Genomic DNA, 25,684 nt, shown 5'->3' on the forward strand with positions numbered 1-25,684 from the left:
GAGCCCCGGCCCGGCGTCGGCCGAGGCGATGTCCGAGGCGATGTCCGCGGTCAGGGGTGGGGAACCGTAGTCGCCGCGTGTCCTACCGCAGTTGCTCCAGCCAGCGCAGCGCGCCCGGGACGTCGGGTTCGACCGGCACGCCGTCCGGGGCGGGCGGACGCTCGACGATGATGACGGGCAGCCTGAGTCCGCGGGCGGCGGTCAGTTTGGGGGCGGTCGCGGCGCCGCCGCTGTCCTTGGTGACCAGGACGTCGATGTCGTGCCTGCGCAGCAGTGCCTCCTCGCCCTCGATCGTGAACGGGCCGCGGTCCAGCAGGACTTCGAACGAGGGCGGCAGCGGGGGCTCGGGCGGGTCCACCGAGCGGGCGATGAAGTGGCACCCGTCGAGGTGGGCGAAGGCGGCGACGCTCTGCCGACCGGTGGTGAGGAAGACCCGCTCGCCGCGCCGGGGCAGCAGCTCGGCCGCCGCGGCGAGGGAGGGGACGGGGAGCCAGTGGTCGCCGTCGACGCGGGTGAAGCCGGGGCGGCGCAGCACCAGCAGGGGGATGCCGGTGGCGGCGGCCGCGATGGCGGCGTTCCGGGAGATGACGGCGGCGAACGGGTGGGTGGCGTCCACCACCGCGTCCACCTGCTCCGTGTGCATCCAGTGGGCCAGGCCTGCCGGTCCGCCGAAGCCGCCGATCCGCACCTCCCCGGCGGGCAGCCGGGGTTGGGCGACCCGGCCGGCCAGCGAACTGGTGACCCGGTGCGTGGTCGGGGCGAGTTCGGCGGCCAGGGTCCGCCCTTCGGTGGTCCCGCCGAGGATCAGGACGTGCCGCATCATGCCCCGCAGGGCTCGTGCGGGCGCTCGCGCTGCGCCGAGTAGAGGTGGCTGTCGCGGAACTGCTCGGCGGCCAGCGTGCGGCCGACGATGATGACGGCGGTGCGGACCACGCCCGCCGCCTTGACCTGCTCGGCGATGTCGCCGACGGTGCCGCGCAGCACCAGCTCGTCGGGGCGGCTGGCCATCGCGACCACGGCGGCCGGGCAGTCGGCGCCGTAGTGCGGGAGCAGCTGCTCGACCACGTCGTCCACGTACCCGGCGGCCAGGTGCAGGACCAGCAGGGCGCCGCTGCGGCCGAGGGTGGCGAGGTCCTCGCCCTCGGGCATGGGGGTGGCGCGCTTGGCGATCCGGGTGAGGATGACGGTCTGGCCGACGGTCGGGATGGTCAGTTCCCGCTTCAGCGCGGCCGCGGCGGCGGCGAAGGCGGGCACGCCGGGGACCACCTCGTACGGCACGCCGGCCGCGTCCAGGCGGCGCATCTGCTCGGCGACGGCGGAGAAGACGGACGGGTCGCCGGAGTGCAGCCGGGCCACGTCCTGGCCGGCCTCGTGCGCGGCGACCAGCTCGGCGGTGATCTGGTCCAGGTTGAGCTGCGCGGTGTCGATCAGGCGGGCGCCGGGCGGGCACTCGTCCATCAGCTCGCGCGGGACCAGGCTGCCCGCGTACAGGCAGACCTCGGCACGGGCCAGGATGCGCTGGCCGCGCAGGGTGATCAGGTCGGCGGCGCCCGGGCCGGCTCCGATGAAGTGGACGGTCACGAGGCGTTCTCCTGGGGGGTTTCGGGCGTGCGGGTGTCGGGCTCACCGGCGGGCTCGCCGTCGGGCTCGTCATTGGGCTCGTCGTCGGGTTTGACGGCCGACCACTGGGTGACGGGCATGGCCTGGCGCCACCCGGTGAAGCCGCCCACCGGGACGGCGTGGGCGACGGCGAGCTTGACGAGTTCCCCGCCGTGGCGCCGGTACCACTCGGTGAGCAGCGCCTCGGACTCCAGCGTCACGGTGTTGGCGACGATCCGGCCGCCGGGGCGCAGTGCGGTCCAGCAGGCGTCCAGCAGGCCGGGCGCGGTGAGGCCGCCGCCGATGAACACGGCGTCGGGGGCGGGGAGTTCGGTGAGCGCGTCGGGGGCGGGGCCGGTCACCACGCGGAGTCGGGGCACCCCGAGCGCGGCGGCGTTGCGGGCGATCCGTTCGGCCCGCACCGGGTCGCGCTCGATGGTGACGGCCCGGCAGTCGCGGTGGGCGCGCAGCCACTCGATGGCGATCGAGCCGGAGCCGCCGCCGACGTCCCAGAGCAGCTCGCCGGGGGAGGGGGCCAGCGTGGCGAGGGTCGCGGCGCGGACGTGGCGCTTGGTGAGCTGGCCGTCGCTCTCGTACGCGGCGTCGGGCAGGCCGGGGACGAGGGAGGTGCGGGGGCCGTCGCCGAGGTCGACGGCGATGACGTTGAGCGGGTCGCCGGGCGGGTGCGGCCAGCCGTCGGCGGGGCCGTCGAGGTGGCGTTCGGCGGGGGCGCCGAGCTGTTCGAGCACCCGCAGGCGGGCATCGCCGTAGCCGCGGGCGGTGAGCAGTTCGGCGACGGCGGCCGGGGTCGCGGCGTCGGCGCTGAGCACCAGCAGGCGGCGGCCGGGGTGGAGGGCGAGGGAGAGGGTGTCCAGCGGTCGGCCGACCAGGCTGACCACCTCGGTGGCCTCCAGCGGCCAGCCGAGCCGGGCGCAGGCGTAGGAGACGGAGGAGGGGTGCGGCAGGACGCGCAGGCGTTCGGCGCCGACGGTCTCGGCGAGGGTGCGGCCGATGCCGTAGAACATCGGATCGCCGCTGGCCAGGACGGCGATGCGGCGGCCGGCGTGGGCGGCGAGCAGTCCGGGGACGGCGGGGCGCAGCGGGGACGGCCAGGGGACGCGCTCGGCGGTGACCTCGTCGCGGGGGAGCAGGTCCAGCTGGCGGGGGCCGCCGACGACCGTCTCGGCCTCCCGCAGCGCGGCCCGGGAGCCGGTGGCGAGGCCGGGCCAGCCGTCCGCCCCGATCCCGACGACGGTGATCGGGGGTGGCAGCTCGGGCACCGGTGGCTCCTCGTCGGTCGACAGGCCAATGAGTGGGAAATCTGACTAGCCGGGGCAGCCTACCTGGCAGTCCGTCCGCCGATGCCTCTCACCCCTCACCCCTCGCCCGTCCCCCAGTCCCCCGACTCGATCAGCGCCGGCCGCTCCCGCAGCCGCGCCTCGGCTCTCGGCCCGGCGAGGTAGACCCAGGCCTCCCGCGGCTCGCCCGCCGCCGTCCGGACCACCATCCGCCGCCGCACGTACAGCCCGGTCCCGTCCGCCCGGCAGTCCTCCAGCCGGTCCAGCGCCTCCAGGGCTCCGGCGTACGCGCCCGGGCGTACGGTGACGAGCTCCCCCAGGATCCGGCGTCCGGGCGCCGGATCGGGCAGCGCGTACGGGAATCCGGGGCCCTCGTGCAGCGCGGCGCCCTCCAGGGCGGCCGGCCGGATGTCGGCGCAGCGTCCGGCCAGGTGGACGGCATGGTTGCGGCCGCCGCTGCGCAGGGTGCCGTACACGAAGAACGGCAGGGCCTCCTCGGATGCGGGCACGGGTGCGACCTCCTTGCTGGGGACCGCCCACCGTACGTCCTGCGGTCCGGCTTCCGATACCGACTGGCGCACCGGGCGTCCATGCGCTGTCATGTCGGATGTTCGGCCAGCACCGTCCAAGGGGGACACCCATGACATCGCCCGCTTCACCCTCCCAGCCGGCCTCGACCTCCGGCTCGGCCCCAGACGTTCCCAGCGCCACCACCGCCGCGGCCACCACCGCCGCGGCCACCACCGCCACCACCGACGCCGCGGCCACCACCGAGGCCACGGTCAAGGCCAAGGCGGCGCCCGCCCGCGCCCCCCGCCTCGGCGGCGCGGTCTGGCTGGCCCTCCTCGTGGTCTACATCGTCTGGGGCTCGACCTACCTCGCGATCCGGGTCGCGGTGGAGACGATGCCCTCCTTCCTCTCCGCCGCCGCCCGCTTCCTCGTCGCGGGCCTGCTGCTGGTCGGCTACCTCCTGGTGCGCCAGGGTCCGGCCGGCCTGAAGGTGACCGGGCGGCAGCTGGCCTCCGCCGCCCTGGTCGGCCTGCTGCTGCTGACGGGCGGCAACGGACTGGTGGTCCTGGGCGAGACCTCCGTCCCCTCCGGTCTGGCCGCCCTGCTGGTGGCCGCGGTCCCGCTGTGGATGGTGGTGCTCACGGCGGTCGGCGGCGAGCGCCCGAGGGCCGCCGAGCTGGGCGGGGTGCTGCTCGGACTGGTCGGCCTCGGTGTGCTGTCGGCTCCCGCGATCGGCGGGTCGATAGAGCCGGCCGGGGTGATCATGATCATCGTCGCCACCCTGCTCTGGGCGACCGGCTCCTTCGTGACCAAGAAGATCCCGATGCCCGGCAACGTGCTGGCCGCGAGCGCCTACCAGATGCTGGCCGGCGGAACCGCCGACCTGCTGGTCGGACTGGGCCGTGGTGAGCACCACGGGCTGGACCTCGGGGCGATCTCCGGCCGCTCCTGGGTGGCCCTCGCCTACCTGGTGATGTTCGGCTCGCTGCTCGCGTTCACCGCGTACGCCTGGCTGCTGCGCTCCGCCCCGCTGACCCTGGTGGGCACCTACGCCTATGTGAACCCGGTGGTCGCGGTGCTGCTGGGCTGGCTGATCCTGGCCGAACCGCTGACCGGCCCGACCCTCGCGGGCGGCGCGATCGTGGTGGCGGGTGTCTGCCTGGTGGTGAGCGTCAGCCGGGGCTCGGGTCGTTCGTCGCGCGGCGGGAGTCCGGCCCGTTCGGCACAGGATTCGGCACAGGAGCCGGCCACCCGTAGGTGAGCCCGGCTCACCACCACCCCCCCGGACTCAACGTCCAGGACCTCCACGAGGTGCACGAGGTGCACGACGCTTCACGGCGGCCCGCCCCCGCGCTTCCGGCTCACGGGGGAGGGGCGGGCCGCCCGAGGTGCGGCTCAGAAGGCGTACGGCGGCTTGCCCGTCCACCAGTTGCCGGGCGCGTCCGGGTCGCGGCTGGTCCAGTACTCGATGATCGCGGTGGTGAACTCGGCTGCGGAGAGCACGCCGTCGCCGTCGGTGTCGAGGTGGCGGAAGGCCTCGTCGGCGTCGTCGCGGGAGAGGCCGACGAAGTGGCCGCGCTGGAAGACGAAGAACTCACCGGCGTCCACCGTCCCGCTGCGGTCGGCGTCGGCGACGGCGAGGAAGGCCTCGGCGAGCGCGCCGAGGATGTCGCGCGCGGCCTCGGGGTCGTCGGCGAGTGCGCCGGTCGAGGTGACGAACTGCTGGCGGGTGATCGCCTCGGTGCCGGCGGGCAGCCGGGCGAGGTGCAGGTCGTGCCAGGTCGTCAGGTAGGCGCGGACTATCACCGCCTCCGCCTCGGAGCCTTCCTGGTGGCCGAGCGAGCGGGCCACCGAGAGTCCCATCAGGACGTGGTCCCGCTCGGTGAGCAGGCCGTCTCCGTCGGCGTCGAGGTGATCGAAGCCGTGGTTGATCTTTGCGATGAGCAGGTCATCCGACAAATGTGCCCCCTCGGTTGGTGATTCCTTGCCCGGGTCTCCTACGTCACATCGCCTGCACGCTAGCGCCTTGAGCCGGACCGGCGCAGCCGAACGAAGGGCGAACGACCTGCCCGTTCACTCCTACGCCACCCATTCGGCCGCACCCGCACGACCCACCCGGTCACTCCCACGAGGCACCGGGCCACCCTGCCACCCGCCGTCCGGCCGGCCCGGCCCCCTGGACGCCTCGGCCGGCTCAGTGCACCGCCGCCAGCAGCTCCCTCGTGTAGTCGGTGTGCGGCGCCTCGAACAGCCGGTCCCGGTCGGTGGACTCGACCAGCCGGCCCCGGTGCATCACCGCCACCCGGTCGCAGAAGTGCCGCACCACCGCGAGGTCGTGGGAGACGAACAGGAAGGCGACGCCGAGCCGTTCGCGCAGCTCCATCAGCAGGTTGAGCACCTGGGCCTGCACCGACACGTCGAGCGCGGAGACCGGCTCGTCGGCGATGATCAGGCGCGGCTGCGGGGCCAGTGCCCGGGCGATGCCGATCCGTTGGCGCTGCCCGCCGGAGAACTCGTGCGGGTAGCGGTCCAGGTGCCCGGCCTCCAGCCCGACCTGCTCCAGCAGCTCGACGGAGCGCTCCCGCCGTTCGGCCGGGCCCAGTGAGGTGTGCAGGCGCAGCGGGGTGTCCAGGGTCCGGCCGATGGTCCGGCGCGGGTTGAGCGAGGCGTACGGGTCCTGGAAGACCAGCTGGATCTCCCGGCTGAGCCGCTTGCGCAGCTCCCGGTCCGGCCGGGTGACGTCCTGGCCGTCGTACAACACCCTTCCGCCGGTGGGCCGTTGCAGTCCGGCCAGGACCCGTGCGGTGGTGGACTTCCCCGAGCCGGACTCGCCGACCAGCCCGAGCGTCTCACCGGGGGCGATCCGCAGACCGACGCCCTCGACCGCCCGGACCGGTTCGGCCCGCAGCCCGGGGAAGCGCCCGTGCCCGGCGAGACTTCGGCGCCCCGGGAAGTGCACGGACAGGTCGTCCACCTCGACCAGCCACCGCTCGGGACGCTCGACGGTCCGCGGCCGGAACGTCCGCGACGGCGCCGGCTCGTCGACCGTCGGCAGGGCGGTGCCGGGCACCGAGTCCAGCCGGAGTGCCGCGCCCACCAGCGCCCGGGTGTACGGCTCGCGCGGTGCGGTCAGCAGCTCGGCGGTCGTCGCGGACTCGATCGCGACTCCGCCGCGCAGCACCAGCGTGCGGTCCGTCGTCCCGGCGACCACGCCCAGGTCGTGGCTGACCAGCAGCACCGCCGTCCCGTGCTCGCGCTGCAACTCGCCGAGCAGGTCGAGGACTTGCCGCTGGACCCGGGCGTCCAGGGCGGTGGTCGGCTCGTCCGCGATGAGCAGCTGGGGGTCGTTCATCAGCGCCATCGCGATCATCACGCGCTGGCGCATGCCGCCGGAGAACTGGTGCGGGTAGTCGCGTGTCCGGGCCGCCGCGATGCCGACCCGGTCGAGCATCTCGGCCGCCCGCCGGCCGGCCTCGGCGCGGCCCGCACCCGGATGGTGCAGCCGGTACATCTCGGCGAGCTGGGCGCCCACGGCGTGGAAGGGGCTGAGCGAGGTGAGCGCGTCCTGGAAGACCAGGGCGGCCCTTCCGCCCCGGACCCCGCGCAGCGCGGACTCCTCGGCACCGACGATCTCCTGGCCGCCCAGCCGGATCGAGCCGGTGACGGTGGTGGTGCGCGGGTCGTGCAGGCCGAGGACGGCGAGCCCGACGGTCGACTTGCCGGAGCCCGACTCGCCGACCAGGCCCAGGACTTCACCCGGCGCGAGGTCGAAGGAGAGGTTCCGGACGGCGGTCACCGGTGCGCCGCCGCGCGGGTCGGCGAAGGCGACGGTCAGATCGCGGACGCTCAGCACGGGTTCGGCGGCCTTCGCCGCAGTGTCCCGCGCTTCCGAAGCGCCCCGTGCTTCCATACCGCTCCGCGCTTCCGTACTGCTCCGTCCGGCGGCGGCGCCCCGGGCATCCGCGGTCCGCACGCCGTCCCCCGGCAGGGTGGATTTCATCGAAGGACTCCCCATCAGCTCAGCCGCACACGCGGGTCGAGCCAGGCGACCGCGAGGTCGGCCAGCGCGACGAACAGCACCATGAAGCAGGCGGCCAGCAGCACCGCGCCGACCACGGCGGGCAGGTCCTGCCCGGCGACGGCCTCCGCGGCGAACCGCCCGACCCCGTTCAGCCCGAACACCGTCTCGGTGATCACGGCTCCGCCGAGCAGCACCCCGGCCTCCAGCCCGATCAGCTGCACCAGCGGCCCGGCGGCGCCGCGCGAGGTGTACTTGAGGTGGGCGCGCAGCCGTCCGAGGCCCTTGCCGCGGGCCGTGCGGACGTACTCCTCGTTCATCGTCTCCAGCAGCTGCGAGCGCGAAAGACGGGCGAAAACCGCCGAGTTGACGAAGCCGAGGACGAACCAGGGGAGCAGCATCCCGCCCGCCCAGGCGGCCGGGTCCTCGGCCGGCGGGGTGTAGGACGGCAGCGGCAGCAGCCCGGTGGAGTACACCAGCAGCCACTGCGCGACGTACCCGAGGAAGTAGATCTGCACGCTCGCGCCGACCAGGGTGAAGCCGGAGAGAAGCCGGTCGGTGCGCCGCCCGTGCCGCAGCGCGGAGACGAACCCGGTGCCGAGGCCGAACACCAGCAGGACGGCGAGCGCCCCGGCGGTCAGCGAGAGGGTGACGGGCAGGTGGTCGGCCAGCGCCTCGGTGACGGGCTGGTGCAGCCGGTAGGAGTAGCCGAGGCAGGGGGCGTCGCAGTGGATGGTCGAACCGTCCACGTCGCCGATGTCCCGCCCGGCGACCACGCCGACCAGGTAGTCGGTGTACTGGGTGAGCAGCGGCTGGTCCAGGCCCATGCTCTGGCGTACCGCCGCGACCTGCCCGCTGTCGCAGCGCGGGCCGCAGGCGGCGCGGGCCGGGTCGGCGGGCGCGGCGTAGAAGAGGGCGAAGGCGGCGGCGGAGACCGCGACCAGGACCGCGAGGGCCTGGGCGGTCCGCCGCAGGACGAAGGAGAGCATGGCCGATCCGGGGTCGACGTGACGGGGAGGCGGAGCGAGGCGTCAGGAGGCGGAGGAAGGCGGAAGGACGCAGACGGCCGAAGAAGGAACCGGAAGGACGAGGCAGCAGGGGCCCGCCCTCGCCCCGCCGTGGAACGCGTGGAACGCGAGGAATGCAGCAGATGCGGCAAACGCGGCGAACGCGAGGAACACGGCGAACGGGAGCGTGAGCGGGCCCCGGCACTCAGGACTTCAGGTACAGCCAGGCCAGCGAGACGGTCCCGTAGATCGGGTGGATGAACGCCCCGCCGACGTTGCTGCCGCGCAGCTGGTTGACCGTCGGGTAGGCGAACGGCAGCACCGGCACGTCCTTCATCACGGTCTGCTCCAGCGCGTACAGCTCCTTGGCCTTCGCGCGCGGTTCGCCGATCTGGTTGATCCGGTCGATCTCCTTGTCGACCTCCGGCTTGCGGTAGCGCGCGGAGTTGATGTCGCTGCCGGCCCGGCCGTCGAAGGAGAACGGGACGAGGGTGGACGGGGTCGGCCAGTCGACCGAGCTGGTCTCCTCGAACAGGTCGTACGGGGAGTCGGCGCGGTGCACCTCGTCCAGGAAGGCCTTGGGGTCGACCGGCTTGGGCACGACGGTGATCCCGGCCTTGCCGAAGCCCTCGACCAGCACCTGCGCGACGCGCTGCCCGGTCGGGGTGTTCTTGTAGGCGTAGGTCAGGCTCCCGGGTGCCTGACCGGCCTTGGCGAGCGCGGCCTTGGCGGCCTCCGGGTCGCCCTCGGGCTTGACCGGGTAGAGGTCGTACTTCTGGTAGTCGATCAGCGCGGGCGAGCTGAGCGTGGTGGCCAGCTCGCCGGTCCGGGCGCCGCCCTGGACCTGGCGGGCCTGCTGGCGCGGGTAGGCAAGGTGCAGGGCCTTGCGGACCTCGACGTCCGGCACCCGCTCGTTGTTGATCACCAGCTGGGTGACGAAGGCGCCCTGCCGCCCGGAGACCACCAGTTCCTTGGCCTTCGGGTCGGTGTCGGTGGTCTGGTACAGCTCGGCGGAGAGGGTGTCGGCCGCGGTGGTGGCGTTGGCGCCGCCGTCCCGCCCGGAGAGGATCTCCTGGTTGAGGTTGAGCGCCTCCTTGCCGTACGTGAAGACGAACTTCTCCGGGTACTGGCTGCGGATCGGGTCGGATTCGGGCTTCCAGGCCGGGTTGCGCTCCAGCACCATGCGGGTGTTCTGGACGTGCTCGACGATCCGGTACGGGCCGGTGGCGAACGGCAGGCGGTCGTAGTCCGTCCCGGTGTCCTTGTCCCGGCGCACCGGCGAGGAGGAGGACTGCGCGGCCATGTACGGGACGTCGGCCTGCGGCTGCGGGAAGTGGAAGACGATGGTGCGCTCGTCCGGGGTCTCGATCGCGTCCAGGTCGCCGGCCTGCGGGCCCGCGTACTTGGCGCGCGCCGCCTCGTAGCTGGCCTCGCCGGTGAGCCACTGCGGCCAGTACGGCGGGCCGACCTCGTAGCCCTTCCCGAAGGTGCGCTCGATGCCGTACTTGACGTCCTGGGAGGTGATCGGCTGCCCGTCCTCCCAGGCGACGCCCGCCTTGAGCCGGTACGTCCAGGTGCGGCCGCCGTCGGCGGGGGTGCCGGTGTCGGTGGCCAGGTCGCCGACCAGCTTGGCCTTGCCGTCGACGACCTGGTACTGGGTCAGCTGGCGGCCCCAGAGCAGCGAGGCGTTGTAGGTGGCGCCCGCGTAGACCTTCTGCGGGTCGAGGTGGCGGAACTCCACGCTGTTGTACACGTTCACCGTGCCGCCCGCGCGGGCGCCGGGGACGGCCGGGGCCGGGCCGACGCTCTCCTGCTCGCTGCCCAGTACGGCGGTCAGCGGGGAGGTCTCCTTGGCGGAGGCCCCGGCGCCGCCGCCGGAGCCGGTGGTGCTGCCCGCGCCGGCCGAGCAGGAGGTCGCCAGCAGGGCGGTGGCGATGACGGCGAGGGACGGTCTGGTCCAGCGCATGGCGAATCTCTCCTTGTCCCGGCGGATCGTGCCGGGACGGGTTCGGGTCGAGGGATGGGAGGGGTGAGGGTTTCAGCGGGCGGAGCCGGTGCGCGGGTCCAGTGCGTCCCGGACGGCGTCGCCCAGCAGGTTGAAGGCGATGACGAACAGCAGCAGCGCCACGCCGGGGAACACCATGTAGGTGGGGTCGGCCTGGAAGACCTCGGAGCCGCGGGCGATCATCCGCCCCCAGTCCGGGACCGGCTCGGTGACGCCGACGCCGAGGAACGACAGCGCGGCCTCGGAGGCGACGAAGGTCGGCACCGCCATGGTGGCGTGCACCAGCAGCTGCGAGCGAACATTCGGCAGAAGTTCGTGGACGACGACATGGAATCGGCTGGCGCCCTGGGCCCGTGCGGACTGCACGAAATCCCTTTCCCGGAGCGAGCGGACGGTGGCCCGCAGGGAAAGCGCGAGCGGAATCCAGCCGAACGCCGAGAAAACCAGGATCAGCACCAGGAACTGCATCCACTCCGGTTCCGCGGTGCCCGGGTCGACCAGCCGGGACTGGATCACCGGGCTGAGCGCGAGCAGCAGGAGCAGCGTCGGAAAGGCCAGCAGTACATTCGCGAGGAATCCGAACAGCCGGTCGGTGATCCCGCCCAGGTAGCCGACCGCGACGCCGACCAGCACGCCCAGCGTGGTGGTCACGGCGGCGGACGCGAAGGCGATCAGCAGCGAGGTGCGGATGCCGTACAGCAGCTGGGTGAAGACGTCCCGGCCGAGGCCGGGCTCCAGGCCGAACCAGAAGTCCCCGGAGATCCCGCCGTTCGGCAGCATCGGCAGGCCGCCGTCGCTGAGCAGGCCCGGAGCGTTCTGGCCGTAGTGGTCGACCGGGTTCTTCCCGTACAGCGCGGCCACCAGCGGGGCGCCGAGGGCGAGCAGCAGGAACAGCACCACCACCGCCAGGGCGGCGGCGCCGGTCCGGTCCCGCAGGATCCGGCGGAGCAGGCCGGGGTCGGCGGCGGGCACGGGCCCGGCCGCGGTGCCTGGGACGGTGTCGACCACGGCCATGAGGCGTAACCTCCGAATTCTCCGCCGCCCCATGGGTGAGGGTGCGCTGGTGGGCATTTCCGGTACGGCGCCCAGGGGTTTTCCCGGCGGCCGTTCGAACGACATTGGATCGGATGCGTCCGAGGTTCCGCAAATCACCTTCGACGGTCGTCCGGTTAATTCCTGCCGAACTGTTTCGGGAAATGTGGCGGCTTCATTTCGCCGAAACACCGGCGTTGCAGAAGAACGGACATAGAGGGGCATAGCGGACCGCCCGTTCCGCATTCTGAGACCTCCGCCACAGTCCCTGCGGTGTTGATACGATCCCGGTGGGCCGCAACTGGCGCGTAGGGATGGAATCAACCATCGGGAAGCGGCCCCGTGGATCCTCACGTGAACTTGCCGAGCGCCTGGGCCCCCGCATCCCCACCAGGAGACCGCCATGGCCCAGCAGCCCCACACCGCCGCCTCCGCCGCGGCCGACACCGCCTTCCGCAGCGCCCTCGACGTGGTCGCCGGCGTCGAACCGCGGATCGCCGCCGCCATCGGCCAGGAGCTGGCGGACCAGCGCGCCTCGCTCAAGCTGATCGCCAGCGAGAACTACGCCTCCCCGGCCGTCCTGCTCGCCATGGGCAACTGGCTCAGCGACAAGTACGCCGAAGGCACCGTCGGCCGCCGCTTCTACGCGGGCTGCCGCAACGTCGACACCGTCGAGGGCATCGCCGCCGAGCACGCCCGCGAGCTGTTCGGCGCCGACCACGCCTACGTCCAGCCGCACTCCGGCATCGACGCCAACCTCACCGCCTTCTGGGCCGTCCTCTCCCAGCGGGTCGAGAGCCCGGCCCTGGAGCGCGCCCAGGTGCGCAACGTCAACGACCTCACCGAGGAGGACTGGGCACGGCTGCGCCAGGAGCTCGGCAACCAGCGGATGCTCGGCATGTCCCTGGACACCGGCGGCCACCTCACCCACGGCTTCCGGCCCAACATCTCGGGCAAGATGTTCGAGCAGCGCAGCTACGGCACCGACCCGGCCACCGGCCTGATCGACTACGACGCGCTGCGCGAGACCGCCCGCGAGTTCCGCCCGCTGATCATCGTCGCCGGCTACTCCGCCTACCCGCGCCTGGTGAACTTCCGCACGATGCGCGAGATCGCGGACGAGGTCGGCGCGACCCTCATGGTCGACATGGCACACTTCGCCGGCCTGGTCGCGGGCAAGGTGCTGACCGGCGACCACGACCCGGTCCCGCACGCCCACATCGTCACCACCACCACCCACAAGTCCCTGCGCGGCCCGCGCGGCGGCATGGTGCTGTGCCAGTCGGAACTGGCCGAGCACGTCGACCGCGGCTGCCCGCTGGTGCTCGGCGGCCCGCTCTCGCACGTCATGGCCGCCAAGGCGGTCGCCCTCGCCGAGGCCCGCCGCCCGGAGTTCCAGGCCTACGCCCGCGCCGTCGTCACCAACGCCCAGGCGCTCGCCGAGGGCCTGCTGCGCCGCGGCGGCAAGCTGGTCACCGGCGGCACCGACAACCACCTGGTCCTCGCCGACGTCTCCGGCTACGGCCTGACCGGCCGCCAGGCCGAGGCGGCCCTGCTCGACTCGGGCATCGTCACCAACCGCAACTCCGTCCCGCAGGACCCGAACGGCGCCTGGTACACCTCGGGCGTCCGCCTCGGCACCCCGGCCCTCACCACCCGCGGCCTCGGCACCGCCGAGATGGACGAGATCGCCGACCTGATCCACACCGTCCTGAGCGCCACCACCCCCACCACCACGGCCAAGGGCGCCCCGTCCAAGGCCACCTACGCCCTGGACGCCACGCTCCGCGACGCCACCGCCAAGCGCGCCGCCGACCTGCTCGCCCCGTACCCGCTCTACCCGGGCGTCGACCTGGCCTGACGGCGAACGACAGGCGGCGGACGGCCTGCAGAAGACAGTCGACAGCGAACAGATGACAGATTTCGAAATCTGTCATCTGTTCGCTGAAAGCCGTCAGCCGTCAGCTGCCGGCCGTGAGCGGGCCTCAGGTCACCGCAGCCGGACCAACGAGGCCCAGACGTCATCGCCGACCTGGGTGCCGTCGGGCAGGGCCAGTCGGTCGACCTGGCGGAAGAAGTCGATTCCGGCGTCCCGCGACGAGTGTCCGCCCAGCGCGGGCACGACCCGGTCCCGGACGGCGGCGTACGCCTCGGTGTCGGTCGCCGCGGCCTCGAACCACGCGCAGATGGCGGTGACCGCCCGGGGCTCGAACTGCGGGTCCGCCAGGAGGTCCCGCAGGCCTTCGTCGATCTCGGTACGAGCCTTCTCGTTGGCCGTACCGAGCAGCCAGGGCCACGGGCCGTCGAACTGCCCCATCAGCGCCAGCATGGCGATCTTCCCGGATCGGGCGGCCTTCCTCTCGCGCCAGCGCAGCACCTCGGAGAGCAGCAGGTTCCGTCCCTCCTCCCGGTGGCCGAGACGACGGAAGACGGCCAAGACACTGCCGAGGAGGGACTGGTCCCTCGAAGTCGAGGCGACCCGACGCAGCCGCGTCATCGCCTTGCGGTGCCCCCTGCCCCCGGGGTCCTCGGCGCTCAGGACGTGCTCCGCCACGTCGACCACCACGGACTGCGTTCCGTGGTGGCGGTCGTCGGCCCAGTCGTAGAGCCGGGCCCACGCGGCCCGCTCCATCCCCGCGTCCTCGAGCACGCGTGCCATGACGGCCGCGCACATGTCCGACCGCCCGGACTCGTGGGCGGTGTCGCGGATCTCGGTCAGAACCGTCGGCGCCCGGTGCCGGGCCGCCAGCGTGGTCAGGGCGGAGACGCTCTTGTCCGCCTTGCCCCGCTCGGTCGGGGCGGTCGCGATCAGCCACTCCAGCAGGACGGACCGCATGTCCTCGTAGTTGTCCCAGACGTACGTGAGGACGGCCTGGCCGTAGCCAGGACGACTGAGCGAGACGATGTCCTGGGAACTCACCGTCGCGTGCAGCGCGGTGAGCCGCTGCCGAAGTCCGCGCCCGGCGAAGACCTGGCCGAGGTTCGTCGGAGCGTGCGTCCGGTCCTTCTTGGCGATCAGCTCCTCCAAGGCGCGTGCGTCCCGCGAGATCCTGGCGGCCGGCGCGACCCGGTGGAGGGCGAGGGAGAGCAACAGGCAGCGGTCGGGCAGGGACAGCGCACCACCGCTGTCGCCGCCGTGGGCGAAGACGCCGTCCAACTCGGTGCGCCAGTCGCCGAGGGCGTTCTCGACGCTCGTGCGGAGTTCGGGATGGCACGCGTCGTCGCCCGCCTCACCGGGCCGACCGAGTCCCTCCTCGATCCAGCCGGCCTCCTCCGGGTGGTCGCGCTTGAACTCCAGCCACTGCTCGGCCACGGCGCCGGCCGCGCGCACCGCCTCCACCGCGTTGCGCAGGGACGACAGATGGACCCGGGCGGTGTCCGACCGGAGGTACGGCACGAGCCAGGACATGCCGGCCGCCGTCAGATGGCGCGCCGCGACGGCGTACGGCTCCGGCGGGGAGCGGAGCTCGACCACCCGGACCCCGGGCGCGACGGGCCAGGTCCGCTGTTCCGTCCACAGATCCGCCGCGATGTTGAGGACCCAGAGCGAGCGGGCCTGCCGCAGCATCGAGACGCTTCCGGCGACGTCGCCGAGGAACGTCGTCGACGGGCGGTCGGTCTGCGGGTCCTTGAGGTCCAACTGGTAGGCCCGTCCGGGATCCCGGCGGATCCTCGAGACCCTCGGGCGCGGCCCGTCCGGTTCGAGCTCGACGAGTTTCATCTCGCCCGGCGCGTGGCTCGCCAGCAGGTGGTGGACGAAGGTGGTCGAGCCGTAGCCGCGCGGGGCCACCACGATGATCACCCGCACCCCGGGGTCCGCCAGCGCGTCGATCAGCTGCGTTCGGACGGTGTTCCAGGTGGACGGGAGGGTGAACGTCCGGGATTCGAGCAGCTTGGTGCGGTCCAGCGTCCTGGCCTCGAGGAAGTCCTGACGGATCTCCTGGTACATCCTGTCGACCTGGCCGACGGCGATCCCGACGTCCGCCATGAACGTCAACGAGGGCGCAGCGCGCTCCGGCGTGACGGGTTTGCTGGTGGTACCGGCCGGGGCGGTGCGGACCGGCGCGGGCAGGAAGGCCTGAATCCGCTCCAAGTCGTCCATGGTCATGCGAAGTTGACGCCCCCCACGTTCAGGGTCTCGACTGATCCGACGGCTGTGCCGACGTTGCCGTTGAAGGTGAGCTGTGGACCGGCCGCGGGGCTTGGTGCGGGCTCCACGGGAGGCTCCTTCCGGCCGAGGGCCGCCTTGACCGTCGCGGGCGCGAGCCGCGGTACGTGGACCCACGCGGCGCGCTGGAACTGCTTCTTCGGCACGGCCGCCGAGACGTCCAGGAAGTCCCGCTCGGACAGCGTGCGGGTGCGACCGGCGGCGACGGCCCGCCGGTGGACCTCGTCCGAGACGATCGCCGCGACGAACGAGTCGTGTTCCGCGGCCACCCCGGCCGCGGCGCGGACCTCGTCACTGTCCACCAGACGGCACGCGTCGTTGACGGCATCGCCCCGGTGATCGGGGGAGAGCGGGCCGAGGTGGACGCTCAGCCGGGTCCGCAGGACCGGCTCGTGGGCACGCCGCTCCCGGTCGTGGCGGTGCAGCGCGTCCTCCAGGAGCGCGATGCCCGGGTCGACCAGCCGAACGACCTTCGCGGCGGGCACGATCCTGATCCAGCCGTCCCCCGTATCGCTGCCCCGGCGCTCGTCGGCCCAGAGAGCGGCCAGGTCGATGCGGGTGAAGGTCTCGGCGACGGCGGCGTCCAGTGCGGCCCGAAGACCGGGCATCGCGGTCTCCGGCACCTTGCTGTAGCCGACGATGTCGACCACGAGGATGGCGAGGTCGGGCGGGAGGTCATCCCAGTCGACGGGGGCGGGGAGCATGTCTGTCTGTCCTCCGGGTGCGGGTGCGGGTGCGGGTGCGGGTGCGGGTACTGGTGCGGGTCCGGGGTCCGCGCGCTCGGCAGCGATCATGCCTCCGAGCGGGCGGTCGGTGCTGCCCAACGGATGGCAGGACGGAAGTGAGCTGCGCCACTGTGCGATCGACGTCGGCGGTCCTACCGCTCCGCGGCGTGCCTACGCAGGGCCGGCAGGTCGGTCACCGTCACGCCGCCGCCCGGGGCCGTGGTCAGCCAGCCGTGCCGGCTCCACTCCTTCAGGACCTTGCCGACGGCGTTGCGGGAGGCGCCGATCAGTTTGGCGAGGTCCTCCTGCGGCAACCGGATCCGGGACGGGCCGCCGGGCGTCGCCGGGCCGGAGAGCCGCATGAGGAGCCCGGAGAGCCGGAGCGCGACGGATCCGGTCGTGAGTTCCAGCTTGGTCCGGTCGGCTTCGCGGAGCCGGCTGTAGGAGTGCCTGAGCAGCGGTCGCAGCAGGCCGTGCGCTTCGACGAACTCCGTGAAGTCCACGGCCGGGACCACGCGAACCCGGCAGGGCTCCAGGGTCCGTACGGTCGCGCTGCGCACCCCCTCCGCCAACACCGACATCTCGCCCAGGAGTTCGCCGTCGCCGCGCACCGCGAGCAGCTGCTCGCCGCCGCGGGGACCGTCGGCGGTCACCATCACACTGCCGGTCTCCAGGAGCACGACGCAGGTGGCGGGCTCGTCCTGCCGCAGCAGCGTGGTGCGGGAGGCGCGGTACCGCTCCGGCGCCAACTGCCGCAGGAGCGACCACTTCTCGTCGCTCAGGAACTCCCGGTGTGACTCCTGCACGTGGCGCCTCCGACGGCCGGTCCCACGGTCGGCGGATTGCCGACGTGCCGGCCGGACAAGGTGATCCGTTCAGTGTGCCGCAAGCATCAGAGCGGCGGCCACCGTGGCCAGCGCCAGCCCGCAGGAGAGCAGGTCGACCGCGCGCCGCAGAAGGCGGTACTTCCGGAGGACGAGACGGGAGAGCTCCACCAGACGCCGTGCGTGTGCGGTCGCGAGATCACCGGAGTTCCGCTCCGAGAACGACTCGACCAGCTGTTCCGGCGTCAAACCGGCGAACTCCAGGTAGGAGAGGGGGCGGTGGCCCTCGTGGCGGAGCCGGGGCCTGGCGGCCGCCAACGAGAGGGCGAGCGCGCCGAGCAGGAGCGCGATGGCGCCCAGGAGCGTCACCTTGGCCGCAGGGGAGAGCGGAGGCAGTGTGCTGCTCAGCGCGGTGGCCATGGTGATGCCGCCGACGGCCGCGGCTCCGATGCCGGTGGCCTTGGCGTCGCTGCGTTGCAGCTCTGCCATGACCTCCTGGGTGGACGACACCATCCGGACCGGAGCCTGACGGCCGGTCGGACCGGTTGCAAGGGGACGGATCACTCGCATGACGGGGGCCTTCCCTCGGTCTACGGGACTCGGAGGCCCCAGTGTCCGAGCGATCGCCGGCCCGTACTGCCCACTGGATTGCCGATCCGCCGAGACCTGCGTCACCCCGCGGAGCGGACGGGTGGCCGGGTGAGCAGCGGCGCCCGGTGGTGCGCGGACCGGACGGCCCGCGCACCACCACGCACCGGCGGTCCGGTCAGTACTGCAGCGACTTGTACTGGAGGAACTCCTCCAGCCCGTGGCGGCCCAGCTCCCGGCCGAGGCCCGAGTTCTTGTAGCCGCCGAAGGGTGCGAGCGGGTTGAAGCGGCCGCCGTTGAGGTCCACCTGGCCGGTGTCGAGGCGGCGGGCGAAGGCGGCGGCGGTGTCGGTGTCGCGGGCCCAGACGCCGCCGGCCAGGCCGTACGGGGTGCCGTTGGCGAGTTCGACGGCGTGGTCCTCGTCGCGGTAGCGGAGGATCGCCAGGACCGGGCCGAAGACCTCCTCCTGGGCCACCGTCATCTCCGGGGTCACGTCGGCGAGCACGGTCGGGCGGACGTAGTAGCCGGTGGGCAGTTCGGCGACCGGCTCCGATCCGCCGACGAGGAGCCGGGCGCCCTCGGCCAGCGCGCCGTCGATGTAGCCGCGCACCCGGTCGAGTTGCCTGGCGTTGACCAGCGGGCCGATCCGGGTCTGCGGGTCGGTCGGGTCGCCCGGCCGGTACTGGGCGGCGAACTCCTCGGCCCGGGCGACCGCCTCCTCGTACTGGTCCTCGTGCACCAGCAGCCGGGTCAGCGCGCTGCAGGTCTGGCCCGAGTTGGCGAACACGTTGGCGATGTTCACCTTGACCGCGCGGGCCAGGTCGGCGCCCGGCAGCACCACGTTGGCCGACTTGCCGCCCAGTTCCAGGGAGACCCGCTTCAGCCCCCGGCCGGCCGTCTCGGCGATCTGCCGGCCGACGCCGGTGGAGCCGGTGAAGGAGACCAGGTCCACCTCCCGGTGCGCGACGAGTGCCGCGCCCGCCACCGCGCCGGTGCCGGTCACCAGGTTGAAGGTGCCCGCGGGGAAGCCCGCCTCGTGCACCAGCCGGGCGAACAGCCGGGCCACCAGCGGGGTGTCCTCGGCCGGCTTGAGGACCACCGGGCAGCCGGCCGCCAGCGCCGGGACGGCCTTGGCCACGATCTGGTGCAGCGGGTAGTTCCACGGCGTGATCGCCGCGACCACCCCGGCCGGCTCGGCGTGCACCACCGAGTTGCCGATCCGCTCCTCGAAGGGGTGCTCGGCGAGCAGGGTCAGGTAGGACGTCGCCACGGCGAGCGGCAGCCCGGCGTGCACCGCCCCGGTGAAGCCGATCGGCGAGCCCAGCTCGGCGACGACCGTCTCGGTGATCTCGTTCTGCGCGGCGGCGATCCCGTCCCGCAGCCGGGTCAGCAGCGCCAGCCGCTCCTCCCGGGTGGTCGAGCCCCAGCCGCGGGCCGCCCGGCGGGCCGCCGTCACCGCCGCGTCGACGTCGGTCGAGCCGCCGGCCGGCACCGTGGCCAGCACCTGTTCGGTCGCCGGGTTCAGTACGGTGATCGACCCGGTGTCACCGGAGGGCCGCCACTCGCCGTCGATGTACTGGTCGCCGTGCTCCGGGTACTGCGCGTACTGCCGCACCGATCGTCCTCTCGTCCACTCAGCCGCCCTTTAACTAGCAGCGCTAGTCGGAGGCCAGTCAATGCGGCCCGGGCGGCCGCGCGCAAGAGTCAATCCGGATCGGCGGACCTGACGGTGACGTCGGGGCGAACCGCGCGGTGTACTCGTCGAACGGCTCGATGCCCACCTCGACGCACCGCGGACGCCGAACGGCTCGATGCCCACCTCGGCGCACCGCGGACGCCGAAGGGCCGGTCGGAGGAATCCGACCGACCCTTCACGGTGTGAGGAGGATCAAACCCGGGAGGGCTCCGCCGCCCCGGCGTTCTCGGCCTCCGCCGCCATCTCCTCGCGGACCGCGGCCAGCGAGGGGTTGGCCCAGGCGCTGGCGACGCCCCAGTAGTAGAACGCCAGCCCGATCGCGGCGACGATCAGCAGGTCCCAGCCCTCCGGCAGGTAGTCGTGCCCGCCGAAGTCGGCGCTGCCCGCCCAGGAGACGCCGGCCATCACGAACAGGTAGGCGACCATCCAGGCACCCGCCTTCAGGTGCGGCTTCAGCTCGGCGAACGGCTTGCGCAGCTCGTACCAGGCCCAGATCGGCAGACCGGCGGCCATCAGCAGGATGACCTTGCCGGTGAGCGGCCAGCGGGCCCAGTAGAGCACCAGCGAGCCGAACACCATCGCGACCGGGGCGATCACCGGCATGGCGCGCAGCCGGACCGGCCGCGGCAGGTCCGGGGCCAGGCGGCGCAGCGCCATCACGGCGACCGGGCCGGTGATGTACGAGATCACGGTGGCCACCGAGACGATCTCGGCCAGCGAGCCCCAGCCGCGGAAGACCGCGAGGAACAGGAAGGCGACGACCAGGTTGAGCAGCAGCGCCGGGCGCGGGATGCCGGTCTTGGCGTCGACCTTGCCGAAGATCTTGGGGAGGTGGCCGTTCTCCTGCACGCCGTGGATCATGCGCGAGGTGGTGGCGGCGTAGATCATGCCGGTGCCGGAGGGCGAGATGAACGCGTCCGCGTAGAGCAGGATCGCCAGCCAGTTCAGGCCCCAGGCGATGGCCAGGTCGGCCAGCGGCGAGGTGTACGAGAGGTTGCTCCAGCCGTTCGCCAGGTCGCCGCCCGGGATGGCGCCGAGGAAGGCGATCTGCAGCGCGACGTAGATCACCAGGGCGATCAGGATCGAGCCGATGACGGCCTTCGGCAGCGACTTGCCGGGGTTGCGGGCCTCACCGGCCAGGTTGAGCGGGGACTGGAAGCCGTTGAAGGCCCAGACGATGCCGGAGACCGCGACGGCGGTGAACACCGAGCTCCAGCCGTTCGGCGCGAAGCCGCCGTGGTCGGTGAAGTGGGCCGAGTCGAAGTGAGCGAAGAGCAGCGCACCGGCGGTCACCGTCGGGACGATGACCTTGAAGACGGTGATCGCGGTGTTGGTCTTGGCGAACAGCGTGATCGCGAACCAGTTGAGGACGAAGTAGACGACCAGCAGCACGCTGGCCAGTGCCACGCCGCTGAGGGTCAGCTCCTTGCCGTCGTACAACCCCTGCGCCCAGCCGAAGTGCCAGGAGCTCATGTACTGCACGGAGGCGGTGGCCTCGCCCGGGATGACCGAGACGATGGCGATCCAGTTGGCCCAGGCGGCCAGGTAGCCGGCCAGCGAGCCGTGCGAGTACTGGCCGTACCGGACCATGCCGCCGGCCTTGGGGAACATCGAGCCCAGCTCGCTGTAGGTGAGCGCGATGGTCAGCGCCACCGCGGCGCCGATCACCCAGGCGAGGATCGAGGCGGGTCCGGCGAGCTTGGCGGCCCGCTCGGCGCCGAACAACCACCCGGAGCCGATGATCGACCCCAGCCCGACCGCGGTCAGGCTGATCGTGCCGAGCGATCGGCGGTAGTTCTGGTGTGATGCCGTCGACGATTCGGGCTCACTCAACGTATCGGTCCTCTCGCTCGTGGTTCATCGGGTGGTGTCGGTGTTTTTGCGATTTTGAGTCGCTATTTCGGACAAACGGAGAGCAGCTTATGGTCCGAAAACGGGTGAATACCTCAGGGAAAGCTCAAACCGTCTGATTGTTGCCATCTCGTGTCCGGCTTCCGGGCCGGTGCGGACCGGTGAGGAGGCCGACGTCACAGCGCCTGGAAGGGGCGGTGGCCGGGAATGGCGATCGGGGTGGGCCCGAGGAGGCGGGCGGCCCGAAAAACAAAATTCCCCGTGGGTGCCTCTCGGCTCCCACGGGGAATTCGGCTGTGTCCGAGGGGGGACTTGAACCCCCACGCCCGATAAAGGGCACTAGCACCTCAAGCTAGCGCGTCTGCCATTCCGCCACCCGGACCGGGTGTGTGCTTCGGGGGCTTTTTCCTCGCCCCCTCGGCGACATAGAGAACATTACCAGGGTTCTGGAGTGCTTCTCACCTGCGCTTCCTCGGGCCGGGCCACCGGGGCCCTCGGGGCGGGCCCGCCCGGCCCGCACAGGTTGGTACGGCCTGCGAACGCGCTCGAATCCGGCCCGAACCGGTGGCGTCCGCGAAGGAACCGGTCGACTCCCGCACCGTCCGCGGTCGGTTCCGGCCGGAACCGGTCCGACACGGGCAACTTGTCGACGGTGCCACGGCCGCCGCGACGGCTCTCGTAGCGTCTGTGGACCGAGGGCGCCATGAGCGGATCGCCTGATTCCCGGGTCGCGGACGAAGGGCGGCTGGACGTGGAGCAGATCAGCGGAGCGGCGAAGGCCGAACCGAGACGCGGCAGGCGGAGGGAGGGCCAGGGCGGGGCCACGGCCTCCGGAGGCCCGGCCGAGGGTGTGTGGCGCTTCCCGGTGCCCGCCGCCGAGGCCTCGGTGCCGCTCACCCGGCACGCGGTGCGCGACCGCCTGCGGGCCCAGGGCATGACCGGGGTGCGCTACCAGGAGCTGGTGGACGACCTGCTGCTGATCGTCTCGGAGCTGGTGAGCAACGCGGTGACGCACGCCGCCGAACTGTCCCCCCAGGTGGTCACCGAGCTGTCGGTGCGCCGGGCCTCGGTGCGGGTGGCGGTCGAGGACGGTGATCCGTACCGGCCGAAGGCGCTGGAGAACGACACCGGCAGCACCGGCGGGCGCGGCCTGCTGCTGGTGAAGAGCGTCACCCTGCAGGCCGGCGGGGTGTGCGACGTCGAACACACGGGGGAGGGCGGCAAGGTCATCTGGGCCTCGCTGCCCGTCCCCCCGGAGCCCGGCCACTGACGGGCCGGGCCGACCGGGCAGGCCGGGCCGACAGTCGGAGCGGCCGGAGCGACCGGACTACCAGTCCCGTCCGGCGATCTCCCGGATGCCCGGCAGCGCGGCCTCGAAGACCGTCTCGAACCAGACCGAGAACGGCCGCTCCGCGCGCAGCTCCCGCAGCTCCTGCGCGGTCACGAAGGCGAAGTCGTCCACCTCCTCCGGGTCCGGCTCGACCGGCGCGGTGACCAGTCCCACGAACAGGTGGTTCCACTCCCGCTCGATCAGCCCGGAGGCCTCGTCCGGCAGGTCGTAGCGGACGGTGCCCGCCTCGCACAGCAGCGCCGGTGCGACGCCCAGTTCCTCGGCGGTGCGCCGGGCGGCGGCGACGAACGGCGGCTCGTCCGGGTACGGGTGGCCGCAGCAGGTGTTCGACCAGACGCCGGGGGAGTGGTACTTGCCGAGCGCCCGGCGCTGGAGCAGCAGCCGGCCCTGGCGGTCGAACAGGAAGACGGAGAAGGCCCGGTGCAGCCGGCCCGGCTGCTGGTGGGCCCAGAGCTTCTCGCCGGTGCCGATCGTGACGCCCTCGTCGTCGACCAGTTCCAGCAGGATCTCGGCTCCGGCCGGGGCGGACCCGGTGGCCCGGGGGTCGACCGTGACGTCGGTCTCCACGTCGAGGCCGGTGTCGATCTCGGCGGCGAAGTGCGTCGGGTCGGTCGGCAGACTCTGGGGCATGGGGCCTCTTTCGGGAACGGGAGCAACGGAAGCATCGGGCGTCTCCGACGCACCGGGTGGAGTGCGGCGGACACAGCAGGGGCACCGGCGCCGGCGTCGGGCTCCAGTCTGCCGTATGGGTGGCACTCGCCAGGGGTCCCACGCACAACCGGACGGATCATGACCCGGAGGAGTCGGAAACCGGCCAGTGAAGGATCCAGGAAGCCCTCGAAAGAGTCACGGAATTCGCAGAATCGTTCGTCGCGCGTTCGGATGCCGTTCGACCGGCTCGCGGCGGACCTGGGGGCGGACCCGGGGGCGGATTCCCGCACGGCCCCACCGCCCCGGCCCGCCGCCGGCCACCACCCCCGCCCGGCGCCCCGGCCCGCCGCCCGCCGCCGCCCGGGCCCGCGGGCGCGTTCTGGCCGGTCGCCCCGGTCGCCTACCATCACATACGACACGGTGCCCGGATCTGTGCCGGCACCGGCGCGCCGCCGCCCGGCCCGGTCGAACGCCGGTCCGGGCGAACCAGTGGCGCCGCCGACCACCGGCGCGGCCCCGCGCACAGCACGACGGATCAGGAGACCCGCATGATCGGCCTCGTTCTGGCAGCCGGCGCCGGCCGCCGGCTGCGCCCGTACACCGACACCCTGCCCAAGGCGCTGGTGCCGGTCGACGGGGAACGGACCGTCCTGGACCTCACGCTCGGCAACTTCGCCGAGGTCGGACTGCGTGAGGCCGCGATCGTCGTCGGCTACCGCAAGGAGGCGGTGTACGACCGCAAGGACGCCCTGGAGAGCAAGTACGGCGTCAAGCTCCACCTGGTCGAGAACGACAAGGCCGAGGAGTGGAACAACGCCTACTCGCTCTGGTGCGCCCGCGAGCTGTTCGCCGAGGGCCTGCTGCTCGCCAACGGCGACACCGTCCACCCGGCCTCCGTCCAGCGGACCATGCTGGAGGGCAACCGGCGACTGATCGACGCCGGCACCGCCCCCGGCATCCTGCTCGCCCTCGACACGGTGAAGCAGCTCGCCGACGAGGAGATGAAGGTCGTCGTCGACCCGGCCACCGGCATGCGCCGCATCACCAAGCTGATGGAGCCGGCCGAGGCGACCGGCGAGTACATCGGCGTCACGGTGATCAACCCGTCCGCCGCCGCCGACCTGACCGACGCGCTGCGCGCCACCTACGAGCGCGACCCGCAGCTGTACTACGAGGACGGCTACCAGGAGATGGTGAACCGCGGCCTGCGGATCGACGTGCAGCCGATCGGCGAGGTCTCCTGGGTCGAGGTCGACAACCACGACGACCTGGCGAAGGCGCGGGAGATCGCGTGCCGGTACTGACCCGACTGGTTCCGTCGCCGCTGTTCGTCGAGATCCGCCCGGGCGCGCTGGACGCGCTCGGCGGCATCCTCGCCGACCAGCGGCTGTCGGCCTCGGGCCGGATCGCGGTCGCGATCAGCAACGGCTCCGGCTCGGCCATGCGCCGCCGCCTGGAGCCGGCCCTGCCCGGAGCCGACTGGTACAACGTGGACGACGGCAGCCTGGACAGCGCGGTGCGGCTGGCCGAGGCGATGCGCGGCGGGCACTACGACGCGATCGTCGGCCTCGGCGGCGGCAAGATCATCGACGCCGCCAAGTACGCCGCGGCCCGGGTCGGCCTGCCGCTGGTCGCGGTCGCCACCAACCTGGCCCACGACGGCATCTGCTCGCCGGTCTCCACCCTGGACAACGACGCCGGGCGCGGCTCCTACGGGGTGCCCAGCCCGATCGGCATCGTGGTCGACCTGGACGTGATCCGGCAGGCCCCGCAGCGCTTCGTGGCGGCCGGTGTGGGCGACGTCGTCTCCAACATCTCCGCGTGCGCGGACTGGGAGCTGTCGCACGCCGTGACCGGTGAGCCGGTGGACGGACTGGCCGTGGCGATGGCCCGCTCGGCGGGCGAGAACCTGCTCCGGCACCCGGGCAGCACCCAGGACCAGGACCTCCTGACAGCGCTGGCCGAGGCCCTGGTACTGTCCGGCATCGCGATGAACATCGCGGGCAGCACCCGGCCCTCGTCGGGTGCCTGCCACGAGATCTCGCATGCCCTGGACGTGCTGTATCCCAAGCGGTCCGCCCAGCACGGCGAGCAGGTCGGCCTCGGCGCCGCCTTCGCCAGCTTCCTGCGGGGCGAGCGTGAGCTGTCCGGTCTGATCGTGGAGCGCCTGGCGAGCCATGGACTGCCGGTGACCGCGGCTCAGATCGGTTTCACCGAGGCGGAGTTCACCGAAGCGGTGCACTACGCTCCGAACACCCGACCGGGGCGCTTCACCATCCTCGAACACCTCGACCTCTCCCCTTCCGCAATCAGGGACGCGTACGCCGACTATGTCCAAGCCGTCAACAGCTGACCCCTCCA

General features: G+C 72.7%; 21 protein-coding genes, 1 tRNA gene and 1 riboswitch. Of the genes, 5 read left to right on the forward strand and 17 right to left on the reverse strand.

Going from position 1 to position 25,684, the window contains the following annotated elements; genetic code table 11:
* Window positions 1-82: 82 nt before the first annotated feature.
* The 4 genes from ACFWP2_RS07520 to ACFWP2_RS07535 form a co-directional block, all read right to left on the reverse strand.
* Complete coding sequence (locus ACFWP2_RS07520; protein ID WP_380449311.1) at window positions 83-823, reverse strand: cobalt-precorrin-6A reductase; 741 nt, start codon at window positions 821-823, stop codon at window positions 83-85.
* Window positions 820-1,581: a precorrin-4 C(11)-methyltransferase gene (gene cobM, locus ACFWP2_RS07525; protein WP_380449312.1), complete on the reverse strand. Its 762-nt coding sequence runs from the start codon at window positions 1,579-1,581 to the stop codon at window positions 820-822. Before cobM ends, ACFWP2_RS07520 begins: the two co-directional genes overlap by 4 nt.
* On the reverse strand, window positions 1,578-2,879 hold the full coding sequence (cbiE, locus tag ACFWP2_RS07530) for a precorrin-6y C5,15-methyltransferase (decarboxylating) subunit CbiE (RefSeq protein WP_380449313.1): 1,302 nt from the start codon (window positions 2,877-2,879) through the stop codon (window positions 1,578-1,580). Before cbiE ends, cobM begins: the two co-directional genes overlap by 4 nt.
* A 95-nt stretch (window positions 2,880-2,974) precedes the next feature.
* On the reverse strand, window positions 2,975-3,406 hold the full coding sequence (locus tag ACFWP2_RS07535; protein ID WP_380449314.1) for a gamma-glutamylcyclotransferase family protein: 432 nt from the start codon (window positions 3,404-3,406) through the stop codon (window positions 2,975-2,977).
* Between the two features lie 131 nt (window positions 3,407-3,537).
* Here ACFWP2_RS07535 and ACFWP2_RS07540 point away from each other — a divergent pair, with 131 nt between their 5' ends.
* Window positions 3,538-4,668: an EamA family transporter gene (locus tag ACFWP2_RS07540; protein WP_380449315.1), complete on the forward strand. Its 1,131-nt coding sequence runs from the start codon at window positions 3,538-3,540 to the stop codon at window positions 4,666-4,668.
* A 134-nt stretch (window positions 4,669-4,802) separates the two neighbouring features.
* On the opposite strand, the gene ACFWP2_RS07545 is transcribed toward ACFWP2_RS07540, so the two are convergent.
* The 5 genes from ACFWP2_RS07545 to ACFWP2_RS07565 all read right to left on the reverse strand — a co-directional run bounded on the left by ACFWP2_RS07545 (window position 4,803) and on the right by ACFWP2_RS07565 (window position 11,451).
* Window positions 4,803-5,366 carry an EF-hand domain-containing protein gene (locus tag ACFWP2_RS07545; protein WP_380449316.1) on the reverse strand — a complete coding sequence of 188 codons (564 nt, stop codon included), beginning with the start codon at window positions 5,364-5,366 and terminating at the stop codon, window positions 4,803-4,805.
* Window positions 5,367-5,601: 235 nt separating this feature from the next.
* Window positions 5,602-7,317: a dipeptide ABC transporter ATP-binding protein gene (locus tag ACFWP2_RS07550; protein ID WP_380449317.1), complete on the reverse strand. Its 1,716-nt coding sequence runs from the start codon at window positions 7,315-7,317 to the stop codon at window positions 5,602-5,604.
* A gap of 104 nt (window positions 7,318-7,421) precedes the next feature.
* Window positions 7,422-8,414, reverse strand: coding sequence for an ABC transporter permease (locus tag ACFWP2_RS07555; RefSeq protein WP_359901642.1), 993 nt, complete (start codon window positions 8,412-8,414; stop codon window positions 7,422-7,424).
* Between the two features lie 223 nt (window positions 8,415-8,637).
* Window positions 8,638-10,398 (reverse strand): ABC transporter substrate-binding protein, encoded by a 1,761-nt coding sequence (locus ACFWP2_RS07560; RefSeq protein WP_380449318.1) that lies wholly within the window; start codon window positions 10,396-10,398, stop codon window positions 8,638-8,640.
* A gap of 72 nt (window positions 10,399-10,470) precedes the next feature.
* Window positions 10,471-11,451, reverse strand: coding sequence for an ABC transporter permease (locus ACFWP2_RS07565; protein ID WP_380449319.1), 981 nt, complete (start codon window positions 11,449-11,451; stop codon window positions 10,471-10,473).
* 305 nt (window positions 11,452-11,756) lie between these two features.
* A riboswitch (ZMP/ZTP riboswitch) is annotated at window positions 11,757-11,853 on the forward strand.
* 19 nt (window positions 11,854-11,872) lie between these two features.
* Between ACFWP2_RS07565 and ACFWP2_RS07570 the strand changes: the two genes are divergently transcribed.
* Complete coding sequence (locus ACFWP2_RS07570) at window positions 11,873-13,330, forward strand: glycine hydroxymethyltransferase (RefSeq protein ID WP_380449320.1); 1,458 nt, start codon at window positions 11,873-11,875, stop codon at window positions 13,328-13,330.
* A 129-nt stretch (window positions 13,331-13,459) separates the two neighbouring features.
* Here ACFWP2_RS07570 and ACFWP2_RS07575 read toward each other — a convergent pair whose 3' ends face one another.
* From ACFWP2_RS07575 to ACFWP2_RS07605, 7 genes are all read right to left on the reverse strand, one after another.
* Window positions 13,460-15,562 (reverse strand): hypothetical protein, encoded by a 2,103-nt coding sequence (locus tag ACFWP2_RS07575; RefSeq protein ID WP_380449321.1) that lies wholly within the window; start codon window positions 15,560-15,562, stop codon window positions 13,460-13,462.
* Window positions 15,563-15,573: 11 nt separating this feature from the next.
* Window positions 15,574-16,341 (reverse strand): hypothetical protein, encoded by a 768-nt coding sequence (locus ACFWP2_RS07580; RefSeq protein WP_380449322.1) that lies wholly within the window; start codon window positions 16,339-16,341, stop codon window positions 15,574-15,576.
* 173 nt (window positions 16,342-16,514) lie between these two features.
* Window positions 16,515-17,168, reverse strand: coding sequence for a Crp/Fnr family transcriptional regulator (locus ACFWP2_RS07585; RefSeq protein ID WP_380449323.1), 654 nt, complete (start codon window positions 17,166-17,168; stop codon window positions 16,515-16,517).
* Window positions 17,169-17,237: 69 nt separating this feature from the next.
* Window positions 17,238-17,675, reverse strand: a complete 438-nt coding sequence (locus tag ACFWP2_RS07590; RefSeq protein ID WP_380449324.1) for a Pycsar system effector family protein — start codon at window positions 17,673-17,675, stop codon at window positions 17,238-17,240.
* A gap of 277 nt (window positions 17,676-17,952) precedes the next feature.
* On the reverse strand, window positions 17,953-19,389 hold the full coding sequence (locus ACFWP2_RS07595) for an aldehyde dehydrogenase family protein (RefSeq protein ID WP_380449325.1): 1,437 nt from the start codon (window positions 19,387-19,389) through the stop codon (window positions 17,953-17,955).
* 273 nt (window positions 19,390-19,662) lie between these two features.
* Window positions 19,663-21,303: an APC family permease gene (locus ACFWP2_RS07600; protein WP_380449326.1), complete on the reverse strand. Its 1,641-nt coding sequence runs from the start codon at window positions 21,301-21,303 to the stop codon at window positions 19,663-19,665.
* A 315-nt stretch (window positions 21,304-21,618) separates the two neighbouring features.
* A tRNA-Leu gene (locus ACFWP2_RS07605) sits at window positions 21,619-21,703 on the reverse strand.
* Window positions 21,704-22,024: 321 nt separating this feature from the next.
* On the opposite strand from ACFWP2_RS07605, the gene ACFWP2_RS07610 reads away from it, so the two are divergent.
* On the forward strand, window positions 22,025-22,591 hold the full coding sequence (locus ACFWP2_RS07610) for an ATP-binding protein (RefSeq protein ID WP_380449327.1): 567 nt from the start codon (window positions 22,025-22,027) through the stop codon (window positions 22,589-22,591).
* Between the two features lie 57 nt (window positions 22,592-22,648).
* On the opposite strand, the gene idi is transcribed toward ACFWP2_RS07610, so the two are convergent.
* Entirely contained in the window at window positions 22,649-23,302 is a 654-nt protein-coding gene (gene idi / locus ACFWP2_RS07615; RefSeq protein ID WP_359901625.1) for an isopentenyl-diphosphate Delta-isomerase, read from the reverse strand.
* A 569-nt stretch (window positions 23,303-23,871) separates the two neighbouring features.
* Here idi and ACFWP2_RS07620 point away from each other — a divergent pair.
* Window positions 23,872-24,627, forward strand: a complete 756-nt coding sequence (locus ACFWP2_RS07620; protein WP_380449328.1) for a sugar phosphate nucleotidyltransferase — start codon at window positions 23,872-23,874, stop codon at window positions 24,625-24,627.
* Entirely contained in the window at window positions 24,615-25,676 is a 1,062-nt protein-coding gene (locus ACFWP2_RS07625; RefSeq protein ID WP_380449329.1) for an iron-containing alcohol dehydrogenase family protein, read from the forward strand. The genes ACFWP2_RS07620 and ACFWP2_RS07625 overlap by 13 nt, the downstream gene beginning before the upstream one ends.
* Window positions 25,677-25,684 lie beyond the last annotated feature (8 nt).

Source organism: Kitasatospora sp. NPDC058444, assembly GCF_042721415.1.
Taxonomy (GTDB): Bacteria; Actinomycetota; Actinomycetes; order Streptomycetales; family Streptomycetaceae; genus Kitasatospora.

Bases quoted from the DNA above. Each gene is read 5' to 3' on its own strand.
- ACFWP2_RS07580 (WP_380449322.1), bottom strand. From the start codon at position 16,341: ATGCTCCCCGCCCCCGTCGACTGGGATGACCTCCCGCCCGACCTCGCC.
- ACFWP2_RS07540 (WP_380449315.1), top strand. From the start codon at position 3,538: ATGACATCGCCCGCTTCACCCTCCCAGCCGGCCTCGACCTCCGGCTCG.
- ACFWP2_RS07610 (WP_380449327.1), top strand. From the start codon at position 22,025: ATGAGCGGATCGCCTGATTCCCGGGTCGCGGACGAAGGGCGGCTGGAC.
- ACFWP2_RS07550 (WP_380449317.1), bottom strand. From the start codon at position 7,317: ATGGAAGCACGGGGCGCTTCGGAAGCGCGGGACACTGCGGCGAAGGCC.
- ACFWP2_RS07590 (WP_380449324.1), bottom strand. From the start codon at position 17,675: ATGGCAGAGCTGCAACGCAGCGACGCCAAGGCCACCGGCATCGGAGCC.
- ACFWP2_RS07560 (WP_380449318.1), bottom strand. From the start codon at position 10,398: ATGCGCTGGACCAGACCGTCCCTCGCCGTCATCGCCACCGCCCTGCTG.
- ACFWP2_RS07570 (WP_380449320.1), top strand. From the start codon at position 11,873: ATGGCCCAGCAGCCCCACACCGCCGCCTCCGCCGCGGCCGACACCGCC.
- idi (WP_359901625.1), bottom strand. From the start codon at position 23,302: ATGCCCCAGAGTCTGCCGACCGACCCGACGCACTTCGCCGCCGAGATC.
- ACFWP2_RS07520 (WP_380449311.1), bottom strand. From the start codon at position 823: ATGATGCGGCACGTCCTGATCCTCGGCGGGACCACCGAAGGGCGGACC.
- ACFWP2_RS07565 (WP_380449319.1), bottom strand. From the start codon at position 11,451: ATGGCCGTGGTCGACACCGTCCCAGGCACCGCGGCCGGGCCCGTGCCC.
- ACFWP2_RS07555 (WP_359901642.1), bottom strand. From the start codon at position 8,414: ATGCTCTCCTTCGTCCTGCGGCGGACCGCCCAGGCCCTCGCGGTCCTG.
- ACFWP2_RS07620 (WP_380449328.1), top strand. From the start codon at position 23,872: ATGATCGGCCTCGTTCTGGCAGCCGGCGCCGGCCGCCGGCTGCGCCCG.